The sequence below is a fragment of the Blastococcus sp. OS1-29 genome, from assembly GCF_057628075.1.
Genome location: NZ_JBXXJK010000001.1, coordinates 422,165 through 443,757 on the forward strand (window position 1 = coordinate 422,165; position 21,593 = coordinate 443,757).

At 72.9% G+C, this 21,593-nt stretch carries 19 protein-coding genes and 1 riboswitch; of the genes, 13 read left to right on the forward strand and 6 right to left on the reverse strand.

The genetic code is table 11. The features are described from left to right. The first annotated feature begins 59 nt into the window (after positions 1 to 59). The 3 genes from AC2H4J_RS02090 (at position 60) to AC2H4J_RS02100 (ending at position 5,170) form a co-directional block, all read left to right on the forward strand. Positions 60 to 1,415, forward strand: coding sequence for a LytR C-terminal domain-containing protein (locus tag AC2H4J_RS02090; RefSeq protein ID WP_487463166.1), 1,356 nt, complete (start codon positions 60 to 62; stop codon positions 1,413 to 1,415). Positions 1,416 to 1,490: 75 nt separating this feature from the next. Next, entirely contained in the window at positions 1,491 to 4,301 is a 2,811-nt protein-coding gene (locus AC2H4J_RS02095; protein ID WP_487463167.1) for an alpha/beta fold hydrolase, read from the forward strand. After that, a complete protein-coding gene (locus tag AC2H4J_RS02100) occupies positions 4,298 to 5,170 on the forward strand; it encodes an ABC transporter permease (RefSeq protein ID WP_487463168.1) in 873 nt (290 codons plus the stop codon). Before AC2H4J_RS02095 ends, AC2H4J_RS02100 begins: the two co-directional genes overlap by 4 nt. Before the next feature lie 166 nt (positions 5,171 to 5,336). Here the strand turns inward: AC2H4J_RS02100 and AC2H4J_RS02105 are convergent, their stop codons facing one another. After that, positions 5,337 to 6,170, reverse strand: a complete 834-nt coding sequence (locus tag AC2H4J_RS02105; RefSeq protein WP_487463169.1) for an HAD family hydrolase — start codon at positions 6,168 to 6,170, stop codon at positions 5,337 to 5,339. Between the two features lie 60 nt (positions 6,171 to 6,230). After that, positions 6,231 to 6,363: riboswitch (SAM riboswitch) on the forward strand. 12 nt (positions 6,364 to 6,375) lie between these two features. On the opposite strand from AC2H4J_RS02105, the gene thrC reads away from it, so the two are divergent. From thrC to groL, 3 genes are all read left to right on the forward strand, one after another. After that, on the forward strand, positions 6,376 to 7,653 hold the full coding sequence (gene thrC, locus AC2H4J_RS02110; RefSeq protein ID WP_487463170.1) for a threonine synthase: 1,278 nt from the start codon (positions 6,376 to 6,378) through the stop codon (positions 7,651 to 7,653). 192 nt (positions 7,654 to 7,845) lie between these two features. Next, positions 7,846 to 8,046 (forward strand): cold-shock protein, encoded by a 201-nt coding sequence (locus AC2H4J_RS02115; protein ID WP_179706813.1) that lies wholly within the window; start codon positions 7,846 to 7,848, stop codon positions 8,044 to 8,046. A gap of 274 nt (positions 8,047 to 8,320) precedes the next feature. Next, positions 8,321 to 9,949 (forward strand): chaperonin GroEL, encoded by a 1,629-nt coding sequence (gene groL, locus AC2H4J_RS02120; RefSeq protein WP_487463171.1) that lies wholly within the window; start codon positions 8,321 to 8,323, stop codon positions 9,947 to 9,949. Between the two features lie 146 nt (positions 9,950 to 10,095). On the opposite strand, the gene AC2H4J_RS02125 is transcribed toward groL, so the two are convergent. Further along, complete coding sequence (locus AC2H4J_RS02125; protein ID WP_487463172.1) at positions 10,096 to 10,485, reverse strand: VOC family protein; 390 nt, start codon at positions 10,483 to 10,485, stop codon at positions 10,096 to 10,098. 25 nt (positions 10,486 to 10,510) lie between these two features. Here AC2H4J_RS02125 and AC2H4J_RS02130 point away from each other — a divergent pair, with 25 nt between their 5' ends. Continuing rightward, positions 10,511 to 11,311, forward strand: coding sequence for a DUF72 domain-containing protein (locus AC2H4J_RS02130; protein ID WP_487463173.1), 801 nt, complete (start codon positions 10,511 to 10,513; stop codon positions 11,309 to 11,311). On the opposite strand, the gene AC2H4J_RS02135 is transcribed toward AC2H4J_RS02130, so the two are convergent. Next, the gene (locus AC2H4J_RS02135) at positions 11,308 to 12,303 is read right to left on the reverse strand and encodes a Gfo/Idh/MocA family protein (protein ID WP_487463174.1); all 996 of its coding nucleotides are present in this window, start codon (positions 12,301 to 12,303) and stop codon (positions 11,308 to 11,310) included. The two genes, AC2H4J_RS02130 and AC2H4J_RS02135, sit on opposite strands and share 4 nt — an antisense overlap. Before the next feature lie 37 nt (positions 12,304 to 12,340). Here AC2H4J_RS02135 and AC2H4J_RS02140 point away from each other — a divergent pair, with 37 nt between their 5' ends. Next, positions 12,341 to 12,619, forward strand: coding sequence for a DUF4031 domain-containing protein (locus AC2H4J_RS02140; RefSeq protein ID WP_487463175.1), 279 nt, complete (start codon positions 12,341 to 12,343; stop codon positions 12,617 to 12,619). On the opposite strand, the gene AC2H4J_RS02145 is transcribed toward AC2H4J_RS02140, so the two are convergent. Then, positions 12,558 to 13,232, reverse strand: coding sequence for an HD domain-containing protein (locus AC2H4J_RS02145; RefSeq protein ID WP_487463176.1), 675 nt, complete (start codon positions 13,230 to 13,232; stop codon positions 12,558 to 12,560). The two genes, AC2H4J_RS02140 and AC2H4J_RS02145, sit on opposite strands and share 62 nt — an antisense overlap. Before the next feature lie 64 nt (positions 13,233 to 13,296). Here AC2H4J_RS02145 and AC2H4J_RS02150 point away from each other — a divergent pair, with 64 nt between their 5' ends. Next, positions 13,297 to 14,076: a phospholipid scramblase-related protein gene (locus tag AC2H4J_RS02150; protein ID WP_487463177.1), complete on the forward strand. Its 780-nt coding sequence runs from the start codon at positions 13,297 to 13,299 to the stop codon at positions 14,074 to 14,076. 378 nt (positions 14,077 to 14,454) lie between these two features. On the opposite strand, the gene AC2H4J_RS02155 is transcribed toward AC2H4J_RS02150, so the two are convergent. Further along, a complete protein-coding gene (locus AC2H4J_RS02155; protein WP_487463178.1) occupies positions 14,455 to 14,703 on the reverse strand; it encodes a DUF6458 family protein in 249 nt (82 codons plus the stop codon). Positions 14,704 to 14,949: 246 nt separating this feature from the next. Between AC2H4J_RS02155 and AC2H4J_RS02160 the strand changes: the two genes are divergently transcribed. Together AC2H4J_RS02160 and AC2H4J_RS02165 are read left to right on the forward strand one after the other, a co-directional pair. Further along, positions 14,950 to 15,084: a hypothetical protein gene (locus AC2H4J_RS02160; RefSeq protein WP_487463179.1), complete on the forward strand. Its 135-nt coding sequence runs from the start codon at positions 14,950 to 14,952 to the stop codon at positions 15,082 to 15,084. 53 nt (positions 15,085 to 15,137) lie between these two features. Further along, positions 15,138 to 18,128, forward strand: coding sequence for a helix-turn-helix transcriptional regulator (locus tag AC2H4J_RS02165; protein ID WP_487463180.1), 2,991 nt, complete (start codon positions 15,138 to 15,140; stop codon positions 18,126 to 18,128). 192 nt (positions 18,129 to 18,320) lie between these two features. On the opposite strand, the gene AC2H4J_RS02170 is transcribed toward AC2H4J_RS02165, so the two are convergent. Continuing rightward, positions 18,321 to 20,051, reverse strand: a complete 1,731-nt coding sequence (locus AC2H4J_RS02170; protein WP_487463181.1) for a DEAD/DEAH box helicase — start codon at positions 20,049 to 20,051, stop codon at positions 18,321 to 18,323. 295 nt (positions 20,052 to 20,346) lie between these two features. Here AC2H4J_RS02170 and AC2H4J_RS02175 point away from each other — a divergent pair, with 295 nt between their 5' ends. Together AC2H4J_RS02175 and AC2H4J_RS02180 are read left to right on the forward strand one after the other, a co-directional pair. After that, a complete protein-coding gene (locus AC2H4J_RS02175; protein WP_487463182.1) occupies positions 20,347 to 21,165 on the forward strand; it encodes an alpha/beta hydrolase in 819 nt (272 codons plus the stop codon). A 12-nt stretch (positions 21,166 to 21,177) separates the two neighbouring features. Beyond that, on the forward strand, positions 21,178 to 21,549 hold the full coding sequence (locus AC2H4J_RS02180) for an N-acetyltransferase family protein (protein WP_487463183.1): 372 nt from the start codon (positions 21,178 to 21,180) through the stop codon (positions 21,547 to 21,549). Positions 21,550 to 21,593 lie beyond the last annotated feature (44 nt).

A 21,593-nucleotide genomic window follows, 5' to 3' on the forward strand; every position in this document is an offset into this window, starting at 1 on the left:
TTGCCGCGAATCGTCGGCGCACGGACGCCCCCGATGGCCTCTGGCGAGGAGCCCCGAGCATGAACGATCAGGCCGGCGCTCCCTCGCGTGACCGCTCCGTCGACGCCGGGCGCCCGGCGCCTGCCGGCGTTCGCCGCGCCCCCGACGCCGGCCGCCAGGTGTCCCGCTCACGTCTTCCGCTGCCCCCGGTCCCGGCCGCCCCCGCCCGGCCGAGCGTGCCGCGCACGCCCGCCGGTCCGCGTACCACCGCCGCCCCCTTCGCCGCCGTGCCGTCGCCGGAACCGCGTTTCGAGCTCGACCTCGACGACGCGTTCCCCGCCGCCGGCGGCCGCGCCGCCGGCCGCTCGTCCGGTTCGGCTCCGGCGATCGCCCGCCCGAGCCGTGCGCGGGTCGATGCGGAGCCTGCGCTCGCCTCGACGGGTCCCGGCGTAGCCGGTGGCTTCCGCCCCACGCCCCTCCCGCCGCGCGTCCCGCGCCAGACGGGGCCGACCAGCGCACCGTCCCCCGCGTACGGCGACTGGACGAAGCCGTCCCGCTCCGGCGAGGTCGACCTCGTCGCGGACGAGTTGTCGATCCGTGGGCAGCGGGTGCCCGCACCCGGAACGACGGCCATCCCCGAACGGCGCAGCTCGGGTCGCCGCCGCCAAGCGGTCGCGCCCATCCGGGACTCGATCGACCACGAGTTCGACGCCGACTACGAGCTCGACCACGACATCGACCGCGCCCACGACGACGACCGCGCGCCCCCGCCCGTCCGTGGGCCCGTCAGCGGGCCGGTCGTCGGTGGGCGGGCGGCCATGCGCGCCGAGCGGCAGGCCGCCGACATGGCTCGCCGCAAGCGGGAGAAGCAGACCGGCTCGGCCGTCGCCGTGCTCGACGAGCTCGACGCGGACGGCGCGGCCCGCAAGCCCCGCCGGGTCGTCAAGGGCCTGCTGGCGATGACGGTCGTCGCCCTCGGCGTGCTCGGCGTCTACTCCTACGTCTCGCCGGAGACCAAGGAGGTCGCGTCCCAGTCGACGGCGAATGCTCCGGCGATCGTGCCGGACGCGACGGCGCCGCTGCCCGAGCTGCCCAGCGCGCCGGTCGACACCCCGGTGGAGGCCACCACTCCGGTGCGCGCGCCGCTCACCGTCCTCAACGCCACCGAGACCACCGGTATGGCCGCCAAGGCCTCGGACGCCTTCGTGGCCGGCGGCTGGGAGTCGGCGGGAGTCGGCGGGTACAAGGGTGGCGACATCGCCGCCAGCACGGTGTTCTTCACCGAGGGCGACGAGACGCAGCGGCAGGCAGCCCTCCAGCTGGTCGACGCGTTCCCGCAGCTGCAGGGGCCGAGCCCGCGGTTCTTCGACCTTCCGGCCGGCGTCCCCGCTCCGGGCCTCGTGGTGGTCCTCGCCGCCGACTGGCAGCAGCCCTGATCGGTCGCTGACCAGCGGCGGAACACGACCGGCCGCTCGTCCGTTGGCCGCAGCGTGCGCTCCCTCCGCGGGTCCGTGCGCTCCCGCCCGCGCTCCGGCGCCCGTGCGACGCTCGCCGCCCTGCTCGCCGTCCCGCTGCTCGCCGGCACCGTCCTCGTCGCGCCGTCGGCCACCGCGGACGGCGTCCGCACCGAGGACGCCCGGGTCCCCTCGGGAACCGGCGCCGACGCCGTCGAACTCGACACGACGACCTACCTCCCCTCCGGTGGCGGCCGCGCGCCGGCGATCGTGCTCGCGCACGGTTTCGGGAGCAGCAAGGACGCGATGGCGGCCGGCGCACGCGACCTGGCCGAGCGCGGCTACGTCGTCCTCACGTACTCGGCCCGTGGCTTCGGCCGCAGCACCGGCCAGATCGGGCTGGACGATCCGCGCTACGAGGTCGCCGACCTCTCGACGCTGATCGACCGGCTGGCCCAGCGGGACGACGTCCGGCTCGACGGTCCCGGCGACCCGCGGGTCGGTGTCGCCGGCGGCTCCTACGGGGGAGCGCTGGCCCTGCTCGGGGCCGCCTACGACCACCGCATCGACGCCATCGCGCCGCAGATCACCTGGAACTCGCTCACGTCGGCACTCTTCCCGTCACAGGCGGGCACGGTCGACGCGGGCACGGTCGCGGCAACCCCGCAGACCGCGGGCACCGGCGTCTACAAGCGGCTGTGGTCCGGACTATTCTTCGGTGAGGGCGCGGCCCCCAGCGGCGGCCTGCTCGGCGCGCTGGGCGGTGGCGGCACCGGCGCGGGGGCGCCGTCCGGCGCCATCGATCCGTCGGCGCTGACCTGCGGCCGGTTCCGCGCCGACATCTGTGCCGCGTACCAGACGGCCGCCGCCACCGGCACGCTCACGCCGGAGATCGCCGCCGTCCTCGACCGCAGCAGCCCGGCCGGCGTGCTGGACCGGATCACGGCGCCCACGCTGCTGATCCAGGGCACCCAGGACACGCTCTTCGGCCTGGGCCAGGCCGACGCCAATGCCCGCGGGATCGCCGCGAACGGAACCCCGGTGAAGGTCGTCTGGTACGCCGGGGGGCACGACTCACAGGCGTCGGACGACGTGACCGCCGACCTGCGGGACCAGGTGGCGCAGTGGTTCGACTTCCACCTGCGCGGCACGGGCACCGACCCCGGCACCGGCTTCCGGTTCCCCGAGCCCACCGGGCTGGGCAGCACCGCCGGTGTCACCCGCGTGCAGGGCGGCAACCAGACCGTCGTCGCGAGCCGCTATCCCGGTCTGGACGGCGGACCCGCGGCGCGCCGGGCCACCGTGGCGCTGCGCGGCCCGACCCAGCCGGTCGTGACCCCCGCCGGCGGCGCCCCCGCGGCGCTGACGACCGTGCCGGGCCTCGGCGCGCTGTCCGCGGCGCTGGGCGGCAGCACGCTGGAGATCCCCGGCCAGTTCGCCGCGTTCCAGAGCGAGCCGCTGGACTCCGCCGTGGAGGTCGTCGGTGCACCGACGACCGAGATCGCCGTTTCCGCACCGTCGGGCACCGCCACCCTGTTCGCGAAGCTGTACGACGTCGCACCCGGCGGGACCACCAGCCTGCCGGCCGGGCTGGTCGCGCCGCTCGCGCTGACCGGGCTCTCGATCGACCCGGCGCGGCCGACCCGGGTGCCGATCACCCTGCCGGCGATCGACCACCGCTTCGAGGTCGGGCACACGATGCGGCTGGTGGTCTCCTCCACCGACCAGGGGTTCGCGCTGCCCGCGCAGGCGGCGGTGTACTCCGTCGGCCCGGCCGGAGACGGTCTGGCTCTGGGGGTGCCCGAGGTCGGTGGCCGGACGCAGAACGATGCCGGGTCGTCCCGCTGGTGGGTGCTGCTCGGCGTGCTGGCCGGGCTCGGGCTGCTGGGCTGGGCGACGGCGGAGCTGTGGGGCCGACGCCGCCGTCGGCGGGTGTCGGCCGTCGAGCCCGACGGCGAGGACGTGCCGCTGCGCTTCGAGGGCGTGACCAAGGCCTACAAGGACGGGTTCGTGGCCGTCCGCGACCTGTCGTTCGAGGTGCGCCGCGGTCAGGTGCTCGGCCTGCTGGGACCGAACGGGGCCGGCAAGACGACGTCCCTGCGCATGCTGATGGGGCTGATCCGGCCGACGGAGGGGCGGATCAGCATCTTCGGGCACGCGGCCGGCCCGGGCGCACCGGTGCTGTCGCGGCTGGGCTCCTTCGTCGAGGGCACCGGCCTCCAGCCGCATCTCTCCGGGCGGGACAACCTCACCCTCTACTGGGCGGCGACCGGCCGGCCCGCCGAGGACGCCCACCTGGACGAGGCCATCGAGGTGGCCGGGCTCGGGACCGCCATCGACAAGCGGGTGCGCAGCTACAGCCAGGGCATGCGCCAGCGGGTCGCCATCGCCCAGGCGATGCTGGGCCTGCCCGACCTGCTCGTGCTCGACGAGCCGACCAACGGCCTCGACCCGCCGCAGATCCACGCGATGCGGGAGGTGCTGCGCTCCTACGCGGCGACCGGCCGCACCGTGATCGTCTCCAGCCACCTGCTCAGCGAGATCGAGCAGACCTGCAGCCACGTGGTCGTCATGGCCAAGGGGCAGAAGATCGCGCAGGGCACGGTGGAGGAGATCGTGGGCACCGGTGGCGCGGTGCTGATCGGTCTGGCCGCCGACGGGGACACCGCGCGGGCGATCGCCGTCCTGGAGGACCTCCCGGGGGTGAGCGCCGAGGTGACCGACGACGGCCTGGTCGCCGAGCTCGACGGCACCAGCCGTGCGCGGGCGCTGCAGGCCCTGGTGGAGGCCGGCGTGGAGGTCGACCAGTTCACGCCGCGGCGCCGGCTCGAGGACGCCTTCCTGGCGCTGGTTGAGGAGAGCTCGTGAGCACCACCGAACACGTGCAGGTGACCGGGGCGGTCGCCGGCTACAAGCCGGGCCGCACGCTGCGCCTGTCGGTGGAGCTGCGCCGGCAGTTCAAGCGACGTCGCACGATCGGCGTCTTCGCGCTGATGGTCGCCCTGCCGCTGATCCTCATCGGCGCGCTGCAGCTCGGGGCGAGCGACAACGCGCAGCAGAACAGCCGGATCAACCTGGTCGACGTCGCCACCGCGAGCGGGCTGAACTTCACCCTGTTCGTGCTGTTCGCGACCACCGGCTTCTTCCTGGTCGTCGTCTTCGCGCTGTTCTTCGGCGACACCGTGGCCAGCGAGGCCCAGTGGGGCTCGCTGCGCTACACGCTGGCCACCCCGGTGCCGAGGGCGCGGCTGCTCCGGCAGAAGTGGTACGCGGCGCTGGTGCTGTCGGTCGGGGCGTTCCTGCTGCTGGTGGTCGTGGGGCTGGTGGCCGGCGGCATCGCCTTCGGGTTCGAGGCGATCACCACGCCGGTGGGCGTGGCGATCGGCCAGGGCGACGGTCTGCTGCGGCTGGCCGGGATGGTCGGCTACCTGACCGTGCACCTGCTCGTGGTCGGCACGCTGGCCTTCTGGCTCTCCACGGTCACCGACGCGCCCCTGGCGGCCGTCGGTGGCGCGATCTTCACGATGTTCGTGTTCGCCATCCTCGACCAGGTGGAGCAGCTCGGATCGATCCGCGACTGGTTCCCGACGGCGGGCGAGTTCGCCTGGACCGACCTGCTGCAGACGCCGGTCGATTCGGGCGCCCTGTTCCGCGGGGTCATCCAGTCACTGGTGTACGCGGCGATCTTCACCGCGCTCGCCTTCCGCCACTTCGCCCGCCGGGACGTGACGTCGTAGCGGCATTGCCTCTCGCACCGAGTGGCTCTGAAGGCGGTTTCAGGGCAACGGCCTGGAGCCAGCGCCGCGTTGCCGCCGCGGGGAGACCGTAGCGTGCGCTGACCTCGATGCACCCCTGAATGGGCATGTCAGGGACATGACGCCGCTCTCGCCGGGGACGACTTCGTCAGAGGCTTGCTCTGACGGCCTGAGCCCAGCCTTCGCCCATGGGCCCATCCGTGGCCCAGACGTTGGGGATGGCGTCGATGCGTGCGGCCATCCCGTCGACCGCGGCACCGTTGGCGGTGATCCAGAGCCGTCCGACCGCGGGTGCCATCTCCAGGTCGCTCACGCTGTCGCCGATCGCGATCGCGTCCGCCGGGCTCAGCCCTCGTCGCTCCAGGTCCCAGGCGATGGCGGCGCCCTTGGTGATGCCGCGCGGCATGAGGTGGTAGATCCGCGCCGGCGCCGGGTCGTCGTCCAGGGTCGTGCGGGCCCGCGGCGGCAGCGCACCGTTGTCCTTCAGGGTCAGCCAGCTCGCGCCCTGCTCGGCGAGCCACGCGTCGACCGCGAGCGGGTCGACCCGGCCGCGCAGCAGGGCATCGGTCTCGTGGGTGGCGTGCCAGGGTGCGTGCCACTCGAGCCGGCCGGGATGCGCGGCGAACAGCCGGTCCACGATGCCCAGCTCCGCCATGACGGCCATCGGCGTCCGGCCCTCGTAGTCGGCGGGAAGTTCCCCGCCGAGCCGGTGCAGCTCCCGGCCGCCGTCCCAGGCGATCGTGGCGCCGAGCTCCGCGATCGCGCCGTCCGCGGCGAAGATCCGGGCGGCCTCCACGACCTGCTCGAAGGTCCGTCCGCTGACCAGGACCAACGTGACGCCGGCCCGGTGCAGCTCGAGCAGTGCGGTCGCCGGGTCGTCGGTCAGGTCGCGTCCTGCGGTGTGCCAGAACGAGCCTCGCGGTCCGACCATCGTCCCGTCGAGGTCGGTGTAGACGATGCGCGCGGAGGAGGGAGGAGCCACAGCTCACATCCTGACCGGCGGTGGGGAAAGGCCCGCGCCTGGGTACAGTGAGCGGCGTTCCACTCATCCAGAGGGGCAGAGGGACACGGCCCGATGAAGCCCCGGCAACCGCCGTCCGTCGCGATGCAGCGACGGCGGGAGGTGCCAATTCCGTCCCGCGCGGCTCGACGGCCCGACGCGGGGAAGATGAGGAGGTAGTCGTCGCATGACTCTGACCGCTCCCACCGCCACCGAGATCCCGGCGTGCCCCGCGCGAGGGCTGGTGTGCCGCAACTGCGGCGCCACCTTCGGGCTGATCGCTGAACACGCCTGCGCCGAATGCTTCGGACCGCTCGAGGTGGACTACGACCACGACCTGCTCACGGCGGTCACCCGCGAGCAGATCGAGGCCGGCCCGCAGAACATCTGGCGGTACGCCGCGCTGCTGCCCGTGGGCCAGGACCCGGCTTCCCGGGTCACCCTCGACCCCGGGATGACGCCGCTGGTGCGCGCCGATCGCCTCGCCGCGGAGCTGGGCCTCACCGGCGGCCTGTGGGTGAAGGACGACTCCGCCAACCCGACCCACTCCTTCAAGGACCGCGTGGTGTCGCTGGCGGCCACCGCGGCCAAGGGGCTCGGCTACCGGAAGATCGCGGCCGCCTCGACCGGCAACCTCGCCAACTCCGTCGCCGCGCACGCCGCCCGGGCCGGCGTCGAGTCCTTCGTCTTCATCCCCTCGGACCTCGAGCCGGGCAAGGTCGTGCAGTCGGCGGTCTACGGTCAGACGCTCGTCGCCGTCGACGGGTCCTACGACGACGTCAACCGGCTGACCAGCGAACTCGCCGAGACCGACGAGTTCGAGGACACCGCGTTCGTCAACCAGAACGTGCGGCCGTACTACGCCGAGGGCTCCAAGACGGTGGGCTACGAGATCGCCGAGCAGCTCGGCTGGCGGATCCCGGCGCAGGTGGTCATCCCCATGGCCTCGGGTTCGCTGCTCACCAAGGTGGACAAGGCCTTCCGCGAGCTCACCTCCGCCGGCATCGTCGAGGCGACCGAGTGGACGATCTTCGGGGCCCAGTCGGCGGGCTGCGACCCGATCGCGACCGCGTTCGACAACGGCTGGGACGTCGTCAAGCCGGTGAAGCCCACCGGCATCGCCAAGTCGCTCAACATCGGCAACCCCGCCGACGGCCCTTACGCGCTCGACGCGATCCGGCGCACCGGCGGCTCGGTCGGCCGGGTCGGGGACGACGAGATCGTCCAGGGCATCCGCGACCTCGCCCGCACCACCGGCGTGTTCGCCGAGACGGCCGGTGGCGTGACGGTGGCGGTGCTGCGGCAGCTGGCCGAGGACGGCCGCCTGGACACGAGCAAGGAGACCGTCGTCCTCAACACCGGCGAGGGACTGAAGACCCTCGACCCGCTGGAGCCGGTCGTCGGGCCCACGCACCGGGTGAGCCCGTCGCTGAAGTCGGCGCGGGAGTCCGGCCTCATCGCATAGCCCGTCACCGGACCGGGGGACGACGTCGCAGAACGTACATATCGATTCTGCGTGGATTACCTGATTTCCGGGCTTTCTTGTTGTACCTTTCCGCGCGGTTCGAGTTCCACGTTCGTGCTGACGGGCGGAAGAGCAGAAACCCGGCCCCCCGATTCAGAGGGGTCGTCCGTCGCACGAAACGTGGGAGCACACGTGGCACAGGGCACCGTGAAGTGGTTCAACGCCGAGAAGGGCTTCGGCTTCATCGCCGTCGACGGCGGTCAGGACGTCTTCGTCCACTACTCGGCCATCCAGATGGACGGGTACAAGAGCCTCGAAGAGGGCCAGCGGGTCAACTTCGAGGTCGTCCAGGGCGCCAAGGGCCCCCAGGCGGACCAGGTCACCGCGGCCTGATCTCTCAGCTCGACACCGAGGCCCGGTCCCCTTCGGGGGGCCGGGCCTCGCTGCGTCTCCGGAGCCTCGGGAACAGCAGGCCCGGGTACCCCGTTCTTGCACTCACAAGGGTCGAGTGCCAGACTCGTTTCTGGCACTCGGGACACCCGAGTGCCAATCAGGTCGGAACGGTGAGGCACCGGTGCGTGGGCCGCAGGAGCGTCCACGCCACTGGCGTCGTCCGTCGCGGGCACCACCCGGCCGTGCACGACCAAAGCCTGGAGGACATCACCACATGGCCAAGATGATCGCGTTCGACGAAGAGGCGCGCCGTGGCCTCGAGCGAGGGATGAACATCCTCGCCGACGCCGTGAAGGTGACGCTCGGCCCCAAGGGCCGCAACGTCGTGCTCGAGAAGAAGTGGGGTGCCCCCACCATCACCAACGATGGTGTGAGCATCGCCAAGGAGATCGAGCTCGAGGACCCGTACGAGAAGATCGGTGCCGAGCTCGTCAAGGAGGTCGCGAAGAAGACCGACGACGTCGCGGGTGACGGCACCACCACCGCCACCGTGCTGGCCCAGGCGCTCGTGCGCGAGGGTCTGCGCAACGTCGCCGCCGGCGCGAACCCGATGGCCCTCAAGAAGGGCATCGAGAAGGCCGTCGCCGCCGTCTCCGAGTACCTGCTCTCGACGGCCAAGGACGTCGAGACCAAGGAGCAGATCGCCGCCACCGCGTCGATCTCCGCCGCTGACCCCGCCATCGGTGAGCTCATCGCCGAGGCCATGGACAAGGTCGGCAAGGAAGGTGTCATCACCGTCGAGGAGAGCAACACCTTCGGCCTCGAGCTCGAGCTCACCGAGGGCATGCGCTTCGACAAGGGTCACCTGTCGGCGTACTTCGTCACCGACCCCGAGCGCATGGAGACCGTGCTCGACGACCCGTACATCCTGGTCGTCAACTCCAAGATCAGCTCGGTCAAGGACCTGCTCCCGCTGCTGGAGAAGGTCATGCAGTCGGGCAAGCCGCTGGCGATCATCGCCGAGGACGTCGAGGGCGAGGCCCTCGCGACCCTGGTCGTGAACAAGATCCGCGGCACCTTCAAGTCCGTCGCCGTCAAGGCCCCGGGCTTCGGTGACCGCCGCAAGGCCATGCTGGCCGACATCGCCATCCTCACCGGTGGCCAGGTCGTCAGCGAGGAGGTCGGGCTCAAGCTCGAGAACGCCGACCTGTCCCTCCTCGGCCGCGCGCGCAAGTTCGTCACCACCAAGGACGAGACGACGATCATCGAGGGTGCAGGTGAGGCCGACCAGATCACGGGTCGGGTGAACCAGATCCGCGCCGAGATCGAGAAGTCGGACTCCGACTACGACCGCGAGAAGCTGCAGGAGCGCCTGGCCAAGCTGGCCGGTGGCGTCGCCGTCATCAAGGCCGGCGCCGCGACCGAGGTCGAGCTCAAGGAGCGCAAGCACCGCATCGAGGACGCCGTCCGCAACGCCAAGGCCGCCGTCGAGGAGGGCATCGTCGCCGGTGGTGGCGTCGCTCTCGCGCAGGCCACGGCCGTCGCGTTCGACAAGCTCGACCTCGAGGGTGACGAGGCGACCGGTGCCAACATCGTGCGCGTCGCGCTCGAGGCCCCGCTGAAGCAGATCGCGATCAACGCCGGCCTCGAGGGTGGCGTCGTCGCGGAGAAGGTCCGCAACTCCGACACCGGCTGGGGCCTCAACGCCGCCACCGGCGAGTACGTGGACCTGGTCAAGGCCGGCATCATCGACCCGGCCAAGGTCACCCGCTCCGCGCTGCAGAACGCCGCCTCCATCGCGGCGCTCTTCCTCACCACCGAGGCCGTCATCGCCGACAAGCCGGAGAAGTCCGCGCCGGCGATGCCGGGTGGCGACGGCGGCATGGGCGGCATGGACTTCTGAGTCCAGCCCCCTCGTAGTACAGCAACGCCCGGCAGGGGCGGTCCGCTTCGGCGGGCCGCCCCTGTCGGCGTCTCCAGGGGTGTTGTGCACGCTTCGGGAGTCCTGCAGACGCCAGGAAGCGTGCACAACACCCCCGAAGCAGGGCCTCAGGGGGTGAAGACGCAGAACTCGTTGCCCTCGGGGTCGGCGAGCACGTCCCACTCGATGGCGCCGTCGGGCTCGGTGTCGGCGTCCCGCATCCGGACGAGGGTGGCGCCGGCGGCCAGCAACGCCTGGGTGTCGCCGAGGACGTCGTGGTGCATCCGGTTCTTGACGATCTTGGCCTCGGGCACCGGCACGATCCAGATCAGGGGACCCGCGCCGGAGGGATCGACGATCGGCACCGGCCAGTCGAGGGGCCGGGTCCAGTCCTCCTCGGGCGGCGCGACCGTGTCGCGGCGCACGTAACCCATCGCGCCGCACCACCAGTCAGCGAGCGCCTGGTGGTCGAGCGCGTCGAGGCAGAGGTCCTTGAACCGGGCGGGTGCGTCAGCCATGACGCCGCAGGGTAGGCGGCTCTCCGTGACCGTGATCATCGGGACGTCAGGCTGGCAGTACCGCGACTGGCGCGGCGCCTTCTACCCGCCGAAGCTGCCGCAGCGGTTGTGGCTCGAGCACTACGTCGGCCACTTCGACACGGTCGAGAGCAACAACGCGTTCTACCGGCTCCCCGAGTTCGAGACGTTCGTGAAGTGGCGCGAGCGGACGCCGCCGGACTTCCGCTGGGCGGTCAAGGCCAGCCGCTTCCTGACCCACATCAAGCGGCTGCGCGAGCCGGAGGAGCCGGTCGGCCGGCTCATGGAGCGCGCGGCCGGCCTGGGTCCGAAGCTCGACACGATCCTGCTGCAGCTGCCGCCGACGTTGAAGGCCGACGCCGACCTGCTCCGTGACTGCCTGGCGCAGTTCCCCGGGGGAACCAGGGTAGCCGTGGAGCCGCGGCACGAGAGCTGGTGGACCGACGAGATCCGGGCGCTGCTCGAACGCTACGGCGCCGCGCTGTGCTGGGCCGACCGCGACGAGAAGGCCATCGCGCCCCTGTGGCGGACCACCGACTGGGGCTATCTGCGCTTCCACCACGGCTTCGAGCAGTGGGCCTACCGCCCGGAGACGCTCCAGCTGTGGGCGGACCGGCTGGCCGCGACCTGGGGGCCGGGGGAGGACGTGCTCGTCTACTTCAACAACGACCCCGGCTGCGCCGCGGTCGCCGACGCGGTGGTCTTCGCCGACGCGGTCCGGCGGGCCGGAGGGACACCGACCCGGGTGCCGACGGCGGAGCAGGCCGGGGGACTCGCATGGGCGGAAGGCCAGAAGACCCCCGGCTAGAGGACGGCGGGATCCTCCGCCTGCCGGACGCCGAGCTGCTCGGCGGCCTCGCCGAGGACGGTCTGGACGGCCAGGGTGTCCGCGAGCGGCATGACGCTGCTCTCGATGCGACCGGCACGCACGCACTCGGTCACCTCGATCAGCTCGTGCGAGTACCCCGCCCCCAGCGGGTGCCGCGTGATCGTCTCCGGCTCGGCGCCGGGGCGGTGCAGCACGATCGTCGTCGGGTGGTGGAACCGGGGGAGGACGTCGATCCAGCCCGTCGTCCCGAAGACCCGCGCCTGGCCGGGCAGGGCATTGCGCAGCGAGGTGGTGAGCGTCGCCGTCCGTCCGTCGCCGTGGTCGAGCAGCAGGGCGGCCTCGGCGTCGGCGCCGGAGGGGAACAGCGACCCGGCAGCCACCACGCGTTCCGGCGTCCCGAGCAGCATCTGCGCGAAGGAGACGACGTAGACGCCGAGGTCGAGGAGGGCGCCACCACCGTGGGCCAGGTCGAACAACCGGTCGGTCGGGTCGTACTCCCGCGCCACCCCGAGGTCGGCCTGGACCGAGCGCACCTCACCGATCGCACCCTCGACCACGAGGTCCCGCAGGGCGACGACCGCCGGCTGGAAGCGCGTCCACATGGCTTCCATGACGAAGACGCCGGTCTCGCGCGCGAGGTCGACGATCTCCGCGGCACCGGCCGTCGTGGCGGTGAACGCCTTCTCGATCAGCAGCGCCTTGCCGGCCCGCAGCGCGGCGAGCGCGATCGCGTGGTGCTGCGGGTGCGGGGTGGCGACGTAGAGGACGTCGACCTCCGGGTCGACGACGATGTCCGCGTAGGACCCGTGCGCCCGGTCGAGGTCGTGCCGGTCTGCGAACGCCCGCGCGCGGTCGGTCGAGCGGGACGCGACCGCAGTGACGCGGGCGCCGTCGACCACGGCGAAGTCGGCGACCACCTTCTCCGCGATGCGGCCCGGCCCCACGACTCCCCAGCGGATCTCAGCGCTCACCCGCCGAACGCTAGCCGGACCCGGCAGACTGCCGTCCGTGACCGTGCTGATCGACACCCCGGTGTGGCACTGGCGCGGCCGGCTGTGGTCGCACCTGATCAGCGACATGTCCTACGACGAACTGCACGCCTTCGTGCAGGGAGAGCTCGGCATCCCTCGGCGGGCCTTCCAGGGCGACCACTACGACATCCCGCAGGACCTCTACGACGTCGCCGTCGCGGCCGGAGCGCAGCCGGTGGGAGCGCAGGAACTGCTCAGCCGGCTGCTGGTGGCGGGTCTGCGGGTGCGGAAGCAGCGCGCGCCCGGAGCAGGCTGAGCTCCGCGGTCAGGTTGGCCGCCGCCCGGGCCGCCCACTGCGCCGCCGCCTCCGGCGTGCGGTAGAGGGCGGGCAGCGCGAGCAGGTGCTCCAGGACGGCGATCCGGCCGGCCGTGAACTCGTCGTCCGACAGGTGCGCGTACTCCTCGCGCACCGCCGAGGCGTAGGCGGCGTAGGCGTCGGGCGGCCCGGCCAGCACGGCGAGGTCGGCGTCGCAGAGCACCGCGCCGTTGGCGTCGTCTGGCCCGGGATCGTGGGCCGCCGTGAGCAGCACGAGCCGCTCCACCTCGTCGAGGCGGGCGTCCGGGACCAGCCCGCGCAGCCCGACGCGTGCCCGGGCCGCACTGACCTGCTCGTTGTCGGTGCGGTCGGGCTCGTAGACGACGTCGTGGTACCAGGCGGCCAGCCGGACGGCGTCGGGATCCTCGGCGCCCGGTAGCGCACCCACGATCCCCAGGACGGCGGCCAGGTGGGCGAGGTCGTGGTACCGGCGGTGCGGCTGGCTCCAGGCGTCGACGACGGCGGCCCACTCGGTGCGCGAGGTGGGGGAGTCGCCCGCGAGGAGGGCCCAGGCCTCGAACCCGACCAGCGAGCCGGCGGAGAGGTCCGACATGGTCGCGAGTCTGGCACGCGCCGCTGCGCCCCCGCGGACGTCCCGGGGCGCTAGCTTTCCCGCCGTGACTCAGCCGCCGCCTCCACCAGGCTGGTACCCCGATCCCGCCGGCACCGCCGGAACCCGCTGGTGGGACGGGCAGGGGTGGACCGACCACGTCCAGGAGGCGACCCCGCCGCCCCCGCCTCCGCCTCCGCCGCCTCCGCCGTCCTCAGCCGTTCCTCCGCCACCCCCGCCCGGCGTCGGCCCCTCGCTCTTCGAGCAGCCCGTCCTGCTGGTCTCCCAGAAGACCAAGCTGATCGAGCTGACCAACGAGTACGCGGTCTACGACGGCGAGGGCCAGCAGATCGGGGTCGTCGTCCAGGTCGGGCAGAGCGGACTGAAGAAGGCGATGCGGTTCGTCTCCAACCTCGACCAGTTCATGACCCACCACCTGGAGGTGCGCGACGCCCGGGGCCCGGTGCTCGTGCTCACCCGGCCGGCCAAGGTGATGAAGTCGCGCGTACTGGTGCAGCGGCCGGACGGTTCACCGATCGGCGAGATCGTGCAGGCCAACGTGTTCGGCAAGATCCGGTTCGACCTGGTCGCCGGCGGGCAGCTCGTCGGCGCGATCCAGGCCGAGAACTGGCGGGCCTGGGACTTCTCGATCACCGACGCGGCGGGGACGGAGGTCGCCCGCATCACGAAGAAGTGGGAAGGCCTGGCGCGGACGCTGTTCACCACCGCCGACCGCTACGTCGTCCTCGTGCACTACCGGCTGCCCGATCCGCTGGCGAGCCTGGTCGTGGCCTCGGCGCTGACCGTCGACACCGCGCTGAAGCAGGACGACCGCGGCTTCAATTGACATCGTCGTCCTCCGGACGACACCGCGGCCATGACATTGCGATCCTCCGCATCGCATCGCACCGCGGCCACGAGCCGTTCCCGAGCAGGGTTGAGCGCGTTCGTCGCGCCTGCGCGGACCCTCCGGGCCCACTCGGCGCGACAGGACCGTGCTCCCGTTGGCGCGTAGACTTGCTCGTGTCCGGGCCGGGTGCATCGTGCCCCCGGGTGCCATTTGGTTACGCCTTCACGGAATACCGCCCCGACCTCGGTCGGGGGCTGGAGCCGGGTTGTGCATCTCGCCGCGAGGCGGCCGTCATCCGGTCCGGACCTGCTCATGACACGCGACAGCCCCCGTCCTCCGTGAGGGCGGGGGCTGTCGCGGCTACGCCGGTGTGGATCAGTAGGTCTCTTCGGTGGTGCTGCGCCGGACGGGGGCGTCGGCCGGAGCCGCGTAGCCCTCGCTGTGGGTGACCCGACGCCGGGTGCGCGGTCCCCAGACGGCCAGCTCGAGGACGATGCCCAGGGCACCGACGATCATCAGGATCCAGCCAACGACGTCCAGGTTCACCCCGGAGACGCTCACGTTCAGCGCAAAGGTGAGGATCGCACCCAGCGCGATGAGGACGATCGACGTTCCGAGCCGCATGATGACTCCCTTCGTGGGGGTCCGGCGGGGGATTGCGCATGCCGGACCGGCGGCGGGCGCCGCGCTGCGGACCATGCCCTCAGCGCACTAGTTCCAATCGTCTGACCTCGACGGATCCCTCGATCGGGTGGGTCTGAGGGGTCTCAGCCCCATGCAGCGGCCAGGACTGCGTGAACGCCCGATGCCAGGGGGCACCCCTTAGGCCGAACGTCGTCGTCGTCCACTCCGGACGACGAAGGGAATGTCATGTCACCGCGCCAGCCCAACCCCGCTCTCGACGAGGAGCTCGCCTACCGGCGGCAGCTGCTGGAGGAGGCGGCCCTCACGGGCGGCTCCGGACGTCGAGGCGCCTGGTTCCGCCCCCGCCGACGTCGCCGCTGATCCCCGCGACGTCCGTGGCGGCCCTGTCGGAGGGGCGTGCCACGATCGATGTCGTGCCGCGCTGGGATGACGCCCCGATCGTGGGCCGGGCCGAGGAGCTCGGCCGCCTGCTGGCGCACGTCCAGCGGGCGGCCGAGGGGCACAGCTCCGCCGTCCTGCTCGCCGGCGACGCCGGGGTCGGCAAGACCCGGCTGCTCGACGAGTTCACCGCGCGAGCGACCGAGCGCGGCGTCCGGGTCCTCTCCGGCCACTGCGTCGACCTCGGGGACGTCGGGCTGCCCTACCTGCCGTTCGTCGACCTGCTGCGGCCGGTCGCCGGCGACCCCGAGCTCGCACCCGACGCCGCGGCGAATCCACTCCTGATGGGCCTGCTCGCGGGCCGGGCCTCCGGGCCGCCACCGGTGTCACCGCCGAGTGAGGGGCGTGAGCTCAGCCGTCCGCTGTCGCACCGGGCGACGCCGCAGCCGGTGGACGACGGCCGGCTCCAGCTCTTCGAATCGGTCGCCGGACTCATCTGCGAGCTCGCTGCGGCGGCACCGCTGGTGATCGTGCTGGAAGACGTCCACTGGGCCGATCGGTCCAGTCGTGACCTGCTCCGCTACCTCTTGTCCCGGCTGGTCGACGACTCGGTGCTCGTCGTCGCGTCCTACCGCGCGGACGACCTGCATCGCCGGCATCCGCTCCGTCCGTTGCTGGCTGAGCTCGTCCGACTCCCGATCGTCGAGCGGATCGATCTGGCACCGCTGCCCGACGCGGACGTGGCAGCTCTGGTCCGCGAGCTCGCCGCCGGGGGCGTGCCCGAGTCGACGGTCGACGACGTGGTGGCCCGAGCGGAGGGCAACGCGTTCTACGCCGAGGAGCTGCTGGCCGCGGGCCTGCAGGGCGAGACCCTGCCGCTCGGGCTCACCGACGTGCTCCTGGCGCGGGTGGAGCAGCGATCGCAGGCGGCCCAGCAGGTGCTCCGGATCGCAGCCGTGGCCGGCCGGCGGGTGCGGCACGAACTGGTCGCGGCGGTCGGCGGGCTCGCCACGGGCGTGCTGGAGGAGGCGCTGGCCGAGGCCGTCCACCACCATCTGCTCGTCGTCTCAGACGACGGCCGCTACCGCTTCCGGCATGCCCTGCTCCGCGAGGCCGTCCTGGCCGACCTGCTGCCCGGCGAGCGGGTGCGGCTGCACGCGTCGATCGCCACCTACCTCGCGGAGAACCCGGGCGCAGGCACGGCCGCCGAGCGCGCGCACCATGCCCGGGAGAGCAACGACCTGCCGCGCGCGTTCAGCGCCTCCCTCGAGGCAGCGGTGGACGCCTGCAACGTCGGGGCTCCCGCCGAGCAGCTGATGCACCTCAAGGAGGCGCTCGCGCTGTGGTCGGTGGTGCCCGACGCCGCCGAACGGGCCGGACGCGACCAGGTGGCGCTGCTCCTCGAGGCGGCCGCGGCCGCGCGGACGGCGGGGGAGCCCCACTGGGCCGTCGCGCTGCTCCGCTCGGCGCTGGACGAGCTCGGGCCGGACTCGCCGGCCGCGGTGCGGGCGCGCGTGCACTACACGCTGGCGCAGGCCATGGTCCGCGTCGAGGACGACGCCGGGGCCCACCGCGAGAGCTCGGCCGCCATGGCGCTGGTGCCGGCCGATCCGCCGTCCGAGGTGCGTACCTGGGCGGCGGCGACCCATGCCCGCATGAGTTACACCGTGGGTCTCATGGCCGAAGGTGACGCCGCCGCCGATGAAGCGCTCGCCGCGGCCGACGTCCTCGGACTGGACAGCGCCTGGTCCGACACCGCGGTCTCCCAGCTGCGGGTGCGCCCCGACACCGATCCGGCGGAGGTGCGACACCGGCTGGACGAGGCCCTCGAGCGGGCCCGCCGCTCCGGCGACCTGGACGTCGAGATGCGGGTTCTGTACAACCGCGCGAGCGTCGCGTTCGAAGGCGGCGACATCGTGGAGGCCCTGACCTGGACGCGCCGGGCGACGACGCACGCGCGGGACCTCGGCATCGAGTGGTCGTTCTATCCCGCGGAGCTGCGGCATCTGCACGTCACCGCCCTCTACCTGGCCGGCGACTGGGACGCGAGCCTCGCCGAGGCCGACCTCCTGGCGCGGGTGCCCGAGATGGCGGCGCACGTGCGGGCCGCGGGCCTGCTGGTGCAGGTCGGCCGCGGCGATCCGGCGGCCCGGGAACGGCTGGCGTGGGCCACGGCGCTCATCCCGCGCCTGCACGAGCACGTGCTGCTCGGCCTGGTGACGGCCGGCGCGGAGATCGACCTGGCGGCCTGGGACGGCGACCCGGGCCGCGCCGTGGAGGCCGCGCTGGTCGCCTGCCGCCGGCTGCAGGCGCAGTGGCCCGACGACCACCTCGGCGTCCTGCGCCTGGTCGGGACGGCGCTGGCGCCGGTGGCCGACGCGGCGGCAGGGGCCCGGCTGGTCGGCGACAGCGGCAGCGCCGAGCGGTGGGTGACCGCCGGGGAGGAGCTGGTCGTCATCGCGCGGTCCGCGGTCGACATCTACGGCGCCGCGTACGGACCGCTCGGCATGGAGGCGGTCGCCTGGCTGGCGCGGGTCGACGCCGAGGACGCGCGCCTGCACGGCGACGCGTCACCTCAGCTGTGGTGGGCCGCCGTCGAGGCGTTCGGGTTCGGGCACGCGTACGAGGAGGCTCGCTCGCGGTGGCGGCTGGCCGAGGCGTTGCTGGCCACCGGCGACCGTGCGGGCGCCTCCGAGCAGGCAGGCGCGGCGCACGAGGTGGCCGTCCGGCTCAGGGCCGGGCCACTGCGGACGGCGGTCGAGGCGCTGGTGCGGCGCGGCCGGCTCGACGTCGCACTCCCCGGCGTCCGCCCGGCCGGCATCGCGGCAGTGCTCACGCCCCGGGAGGCCGAGGTGCTGGCCCTGCTCGCACAGGGGCGCACCAACAAGCAGGTCGGCGCCGAGCTGTACATCAGCGAGAAGACGGCGAGCGTCCACGTCAGCAACATCATCGCGAAGCTCGGCGCGAGTGGCCGCACCGAAGCCGTGGCGATCGCTGCCCAGCGCGGCCTGCTCGCCGATCGTTGAACCACAGAGGCCCATGACCCTCGCCATTCCGGGCATCTCCGGTTCAACGCTGCCCGAGCCGAAGGTTCTGGAGTGCCGCTCGTCCACCCCGTGACGTCGGCCGGGAACAGGGCGTCGATCGAGGAACACGGACTCGATTGCGTCGCATGGGAGCCCGGAAGGACATTCCGCCGACCAGAGGACGACTTCGGCTCAGAGCATCGTGCGGAGGCGCTCGCGGCGGGCGCGCAGGACGTCGACCGAGGCGGACGCCGACGGCGGCCCCGGCACCGAGGCCCGCAGCTGCGTGTGCACCACCGCCTGCGGCTGTGACGTGCGCGCAGCCACCCGGTTGACCAGCCGGTTGATCTCGCGGCGCAGCTCGGCGGCGTCGCGCCACGACCGGCCGGCGTCGTTCTCGTCGGGGTGGTCCTCGACGATCAGGAAGTCCTCGCCGTGGTCGCGGTGGCTCTGCGCGATCCGCAGCCGGAGCTCCTCGTCCCGCTTGGACAGCAGCTCGGCGGTCTGCGCCGGGGTCAGCAGGCCCGGGATGCCGAGGAACTCCTCGTCCTCCTCGCCCACCACCACGGTCGGGCCGGAGCCCTCACCGGTGTGCGCCGTCCCGCTGTGCAGCACGTGCGCGAACCGCGCGTCGGCCTCCAGTGCCTCCCACTGCGGAAGTCCGTCCGGGTCCTTCTCCTTCGGCGGCAGCGGCTCGAGATCGAGCTCGTCACCCACCTCCGTCTTCGGCGGAGGCATGACGTGGTTGCGCTCCTCCTCCATCGACGCGGCGAGGGAGAGCAGCGGGCGCACGGCCGGGAGGAACACGGTCGCCGACTCGTGCGGGGCCCGCGAACGCACCACGCGGCCGACGGCCTGGGCGAAGAACAGCGGCGTCCGGTAGGAGGTCATCCACGCCAGGACGGCGGCCCGCGGCACGTCGACGCCCTCGGAGATCATGCGGACGCACACGGCGATGCGGGCCGACCCCGTGGCGAACCGCTCGATCTTCTTCGACGCCTTCGGGTCGTCGGACAGGATCAGCTCAGCGGCCTTGCCGGTCACCCGGCGGACGATCTTGGCGTAGTCGCGGGCGTCGTCCTGGTCGCTGGCGAGGATCAGCCCGGCGGCGTCCGGCATGCCGTTCTCGCGCAGGTGGGTGATCCGGTCGTCCATCGCGGCGATCACGTGCGGCACCCACTGGCCCTTGGGATCCAGCGCCGTCCGCCACGCCTGCATCTCCACCGACTTGGTGCCGGCCTCCGACAGCGACGCGGCCACGACCTCGCCGGCGGAGTTCCGCCAGCGCGACGTCCCGGTGTAGGCGGCGAAGACGACCGGACGGACGACGGAGTCCGCGAGCGCCTCCTTGTAGCCGTAGGTGTAGTCGGCGCGGCTGACCAGCCCGCCCTGCCCCTCGAAGCTGTCCTCCTCGTACCGGACGAACGGGATGCGCTCGTCCGGCTTGGTGCGGAACGGCGTCCCGGTCAGGCAGAGCCGGCGGGCGGCGCGGCCGAACGCCTCCTCCGACGCCTGGCCCCAGGACAGGCCGTCACCGGCGTGGTGCACCTCGTCGAGGATGACCAGCGTCTTGAGCGAGGTCGCCCGCGCCGCGTGCAGCATCGGCTTGCCGGCGACCTGGGCGTAGGTGGTGACGTAACCCTGGGTGCCCGCACGCACCGGGCCGACGGCGTTGGTCAGGCCGGGGTCGAGCACGATGCCCAGCCGGTCGGCGGCGTCGGCCCACTGCAGACGCAGGTGGTCGGTCGGGCAGACGACGATGACCCGCGCGACCTCGCGGCGGGAGAGCAGCCGCGCGGCGAGCGTCAGCGCGAAGGTCGTCTTGCCCGCGCCGGGTGTAGCGGTGACCAGGAAGTCCTTCGGGGACTGCTGCTCGTACTGCTCGAGGGCGGCCTGCTGCCACGCTCGGAGCGGCCGGCTCATCGTCTGCGGGCTCAGGGCCTCCGCTCGTGCTGCACTCCCCATATCGGGACCCATTCTGCGGTCCGCGGAGGCAACACGCCCAACCGATCGCCTCCCGCGCGCCTCCCCGAAGGCGACGTATAGGCGTGGTCCGCAGGGCGCTGACCAGCGCATATCGATGTCAGCCCCGATGCGTGTGGCGATCCTCATGTTCGTGGCGGACCGTCACGTCACGCCCCGGCGGCCCCGGCTTCCCCAACGGCCGCACGAGTCGGCCCGGGACGCTCCGTCCCAGCCTCCGGCGCATCCTGGACGCGTGCGGCACCACCGTCTACGAGCGCTCGCGGGCGCCGCAGTCATCGTCGCCGGCCTCGGCGGGTGTGGCGCGCAGGCCAGCCCGCCCGGTCCGTCCCTGCCGGCGCTGGCCGCCACGGTGGTCCCCGGCCCGCGGGGCGAGGTCGAGGACGTCCACCTGGCCGGCAGCAGCTTCGGCGCCCACGGCGACTACACGATCTACCTGCCGCCCGGGTACGGCCTGGACCCCGAGCGGCGCTACCCCGTCGTCTACCTGCTGCACGGCGGATCGGACACCGTCAGCTTCTTTCTCGAACTCGGCATCCAGGAGGCCATGGAGGAGGCTCTCGGGTCGGGCACGGTCGGCCCGATGCTGCTCGTGCTGGTCGACGGCGGGCCGAAGTTCGACGGCGACGGCCATGCGACGAGGAGCTTCGACGACTACCTCGCCGCCGAGCTGATCCCGGACGTCGACCACCGATGGCGCACGCGGGCCGAGCGCACCGGCCGGGCCGTCGGCGGGGTCTCCCTCGGCGGACGGCACGCCCTCGAGTTCGCGGCGGCGCACCCGTCACTGGTCGGCGCGGTGGGTGGGCACAGCACCACGGTTCCACGCTCGCCCGAGGCGCTCGCGCAGGCGAAGATCCCGATCTACCTCGACGTGGGCGAGAGCGACGGCCTGTACGACGACGACGCGGCCCTGGCGAGGCAACTACGTCGCCTCGGCGCGCACGTTCTGTGGCATCCCGCCCCCGGTCAGCACGGGCGGCCCTACTGGTCGGCCCATCTGCCCGACTACCTGCGCTTCTACTCCGATGCGCTCGGTGCCCGCGGCGGCTGACAGGCTGCGGAGGTGAGCGGGAGCGATCTCCGACTGCAGTGGCTGAGCCGGCCTGACGACGTCTCCGACCAGCTGCACCGCGCGCTGACGGAGTGCTGGCGGGACGTCGTGAACGCCGGGGGAGCGGTCGGGTTCGCCGAAGAGGTACCCGTGACCGAGGACGTCGTCGCGCCGGTGATGCGCCAGATCGTCGACGGCCTGCACCCGCGGCTGAGCCGACTGCTGGTCGCCACGACGGACGACGACGTCGCCGGCTGGCTGCTGCTCACCGGCAACGCCGACCCGGTCGTGTCGCACTGGGGCCGGGTGACCCGCCTGCAGACCGCACCGTCGGCACGGGGGACCGGGGTCGGCCGGGCGCTGATGGCCCTCGACCTGCGGTGAGCGTGTGCGCCCACCACCCATTTCCGGGCGCAAAACGGGGCGTG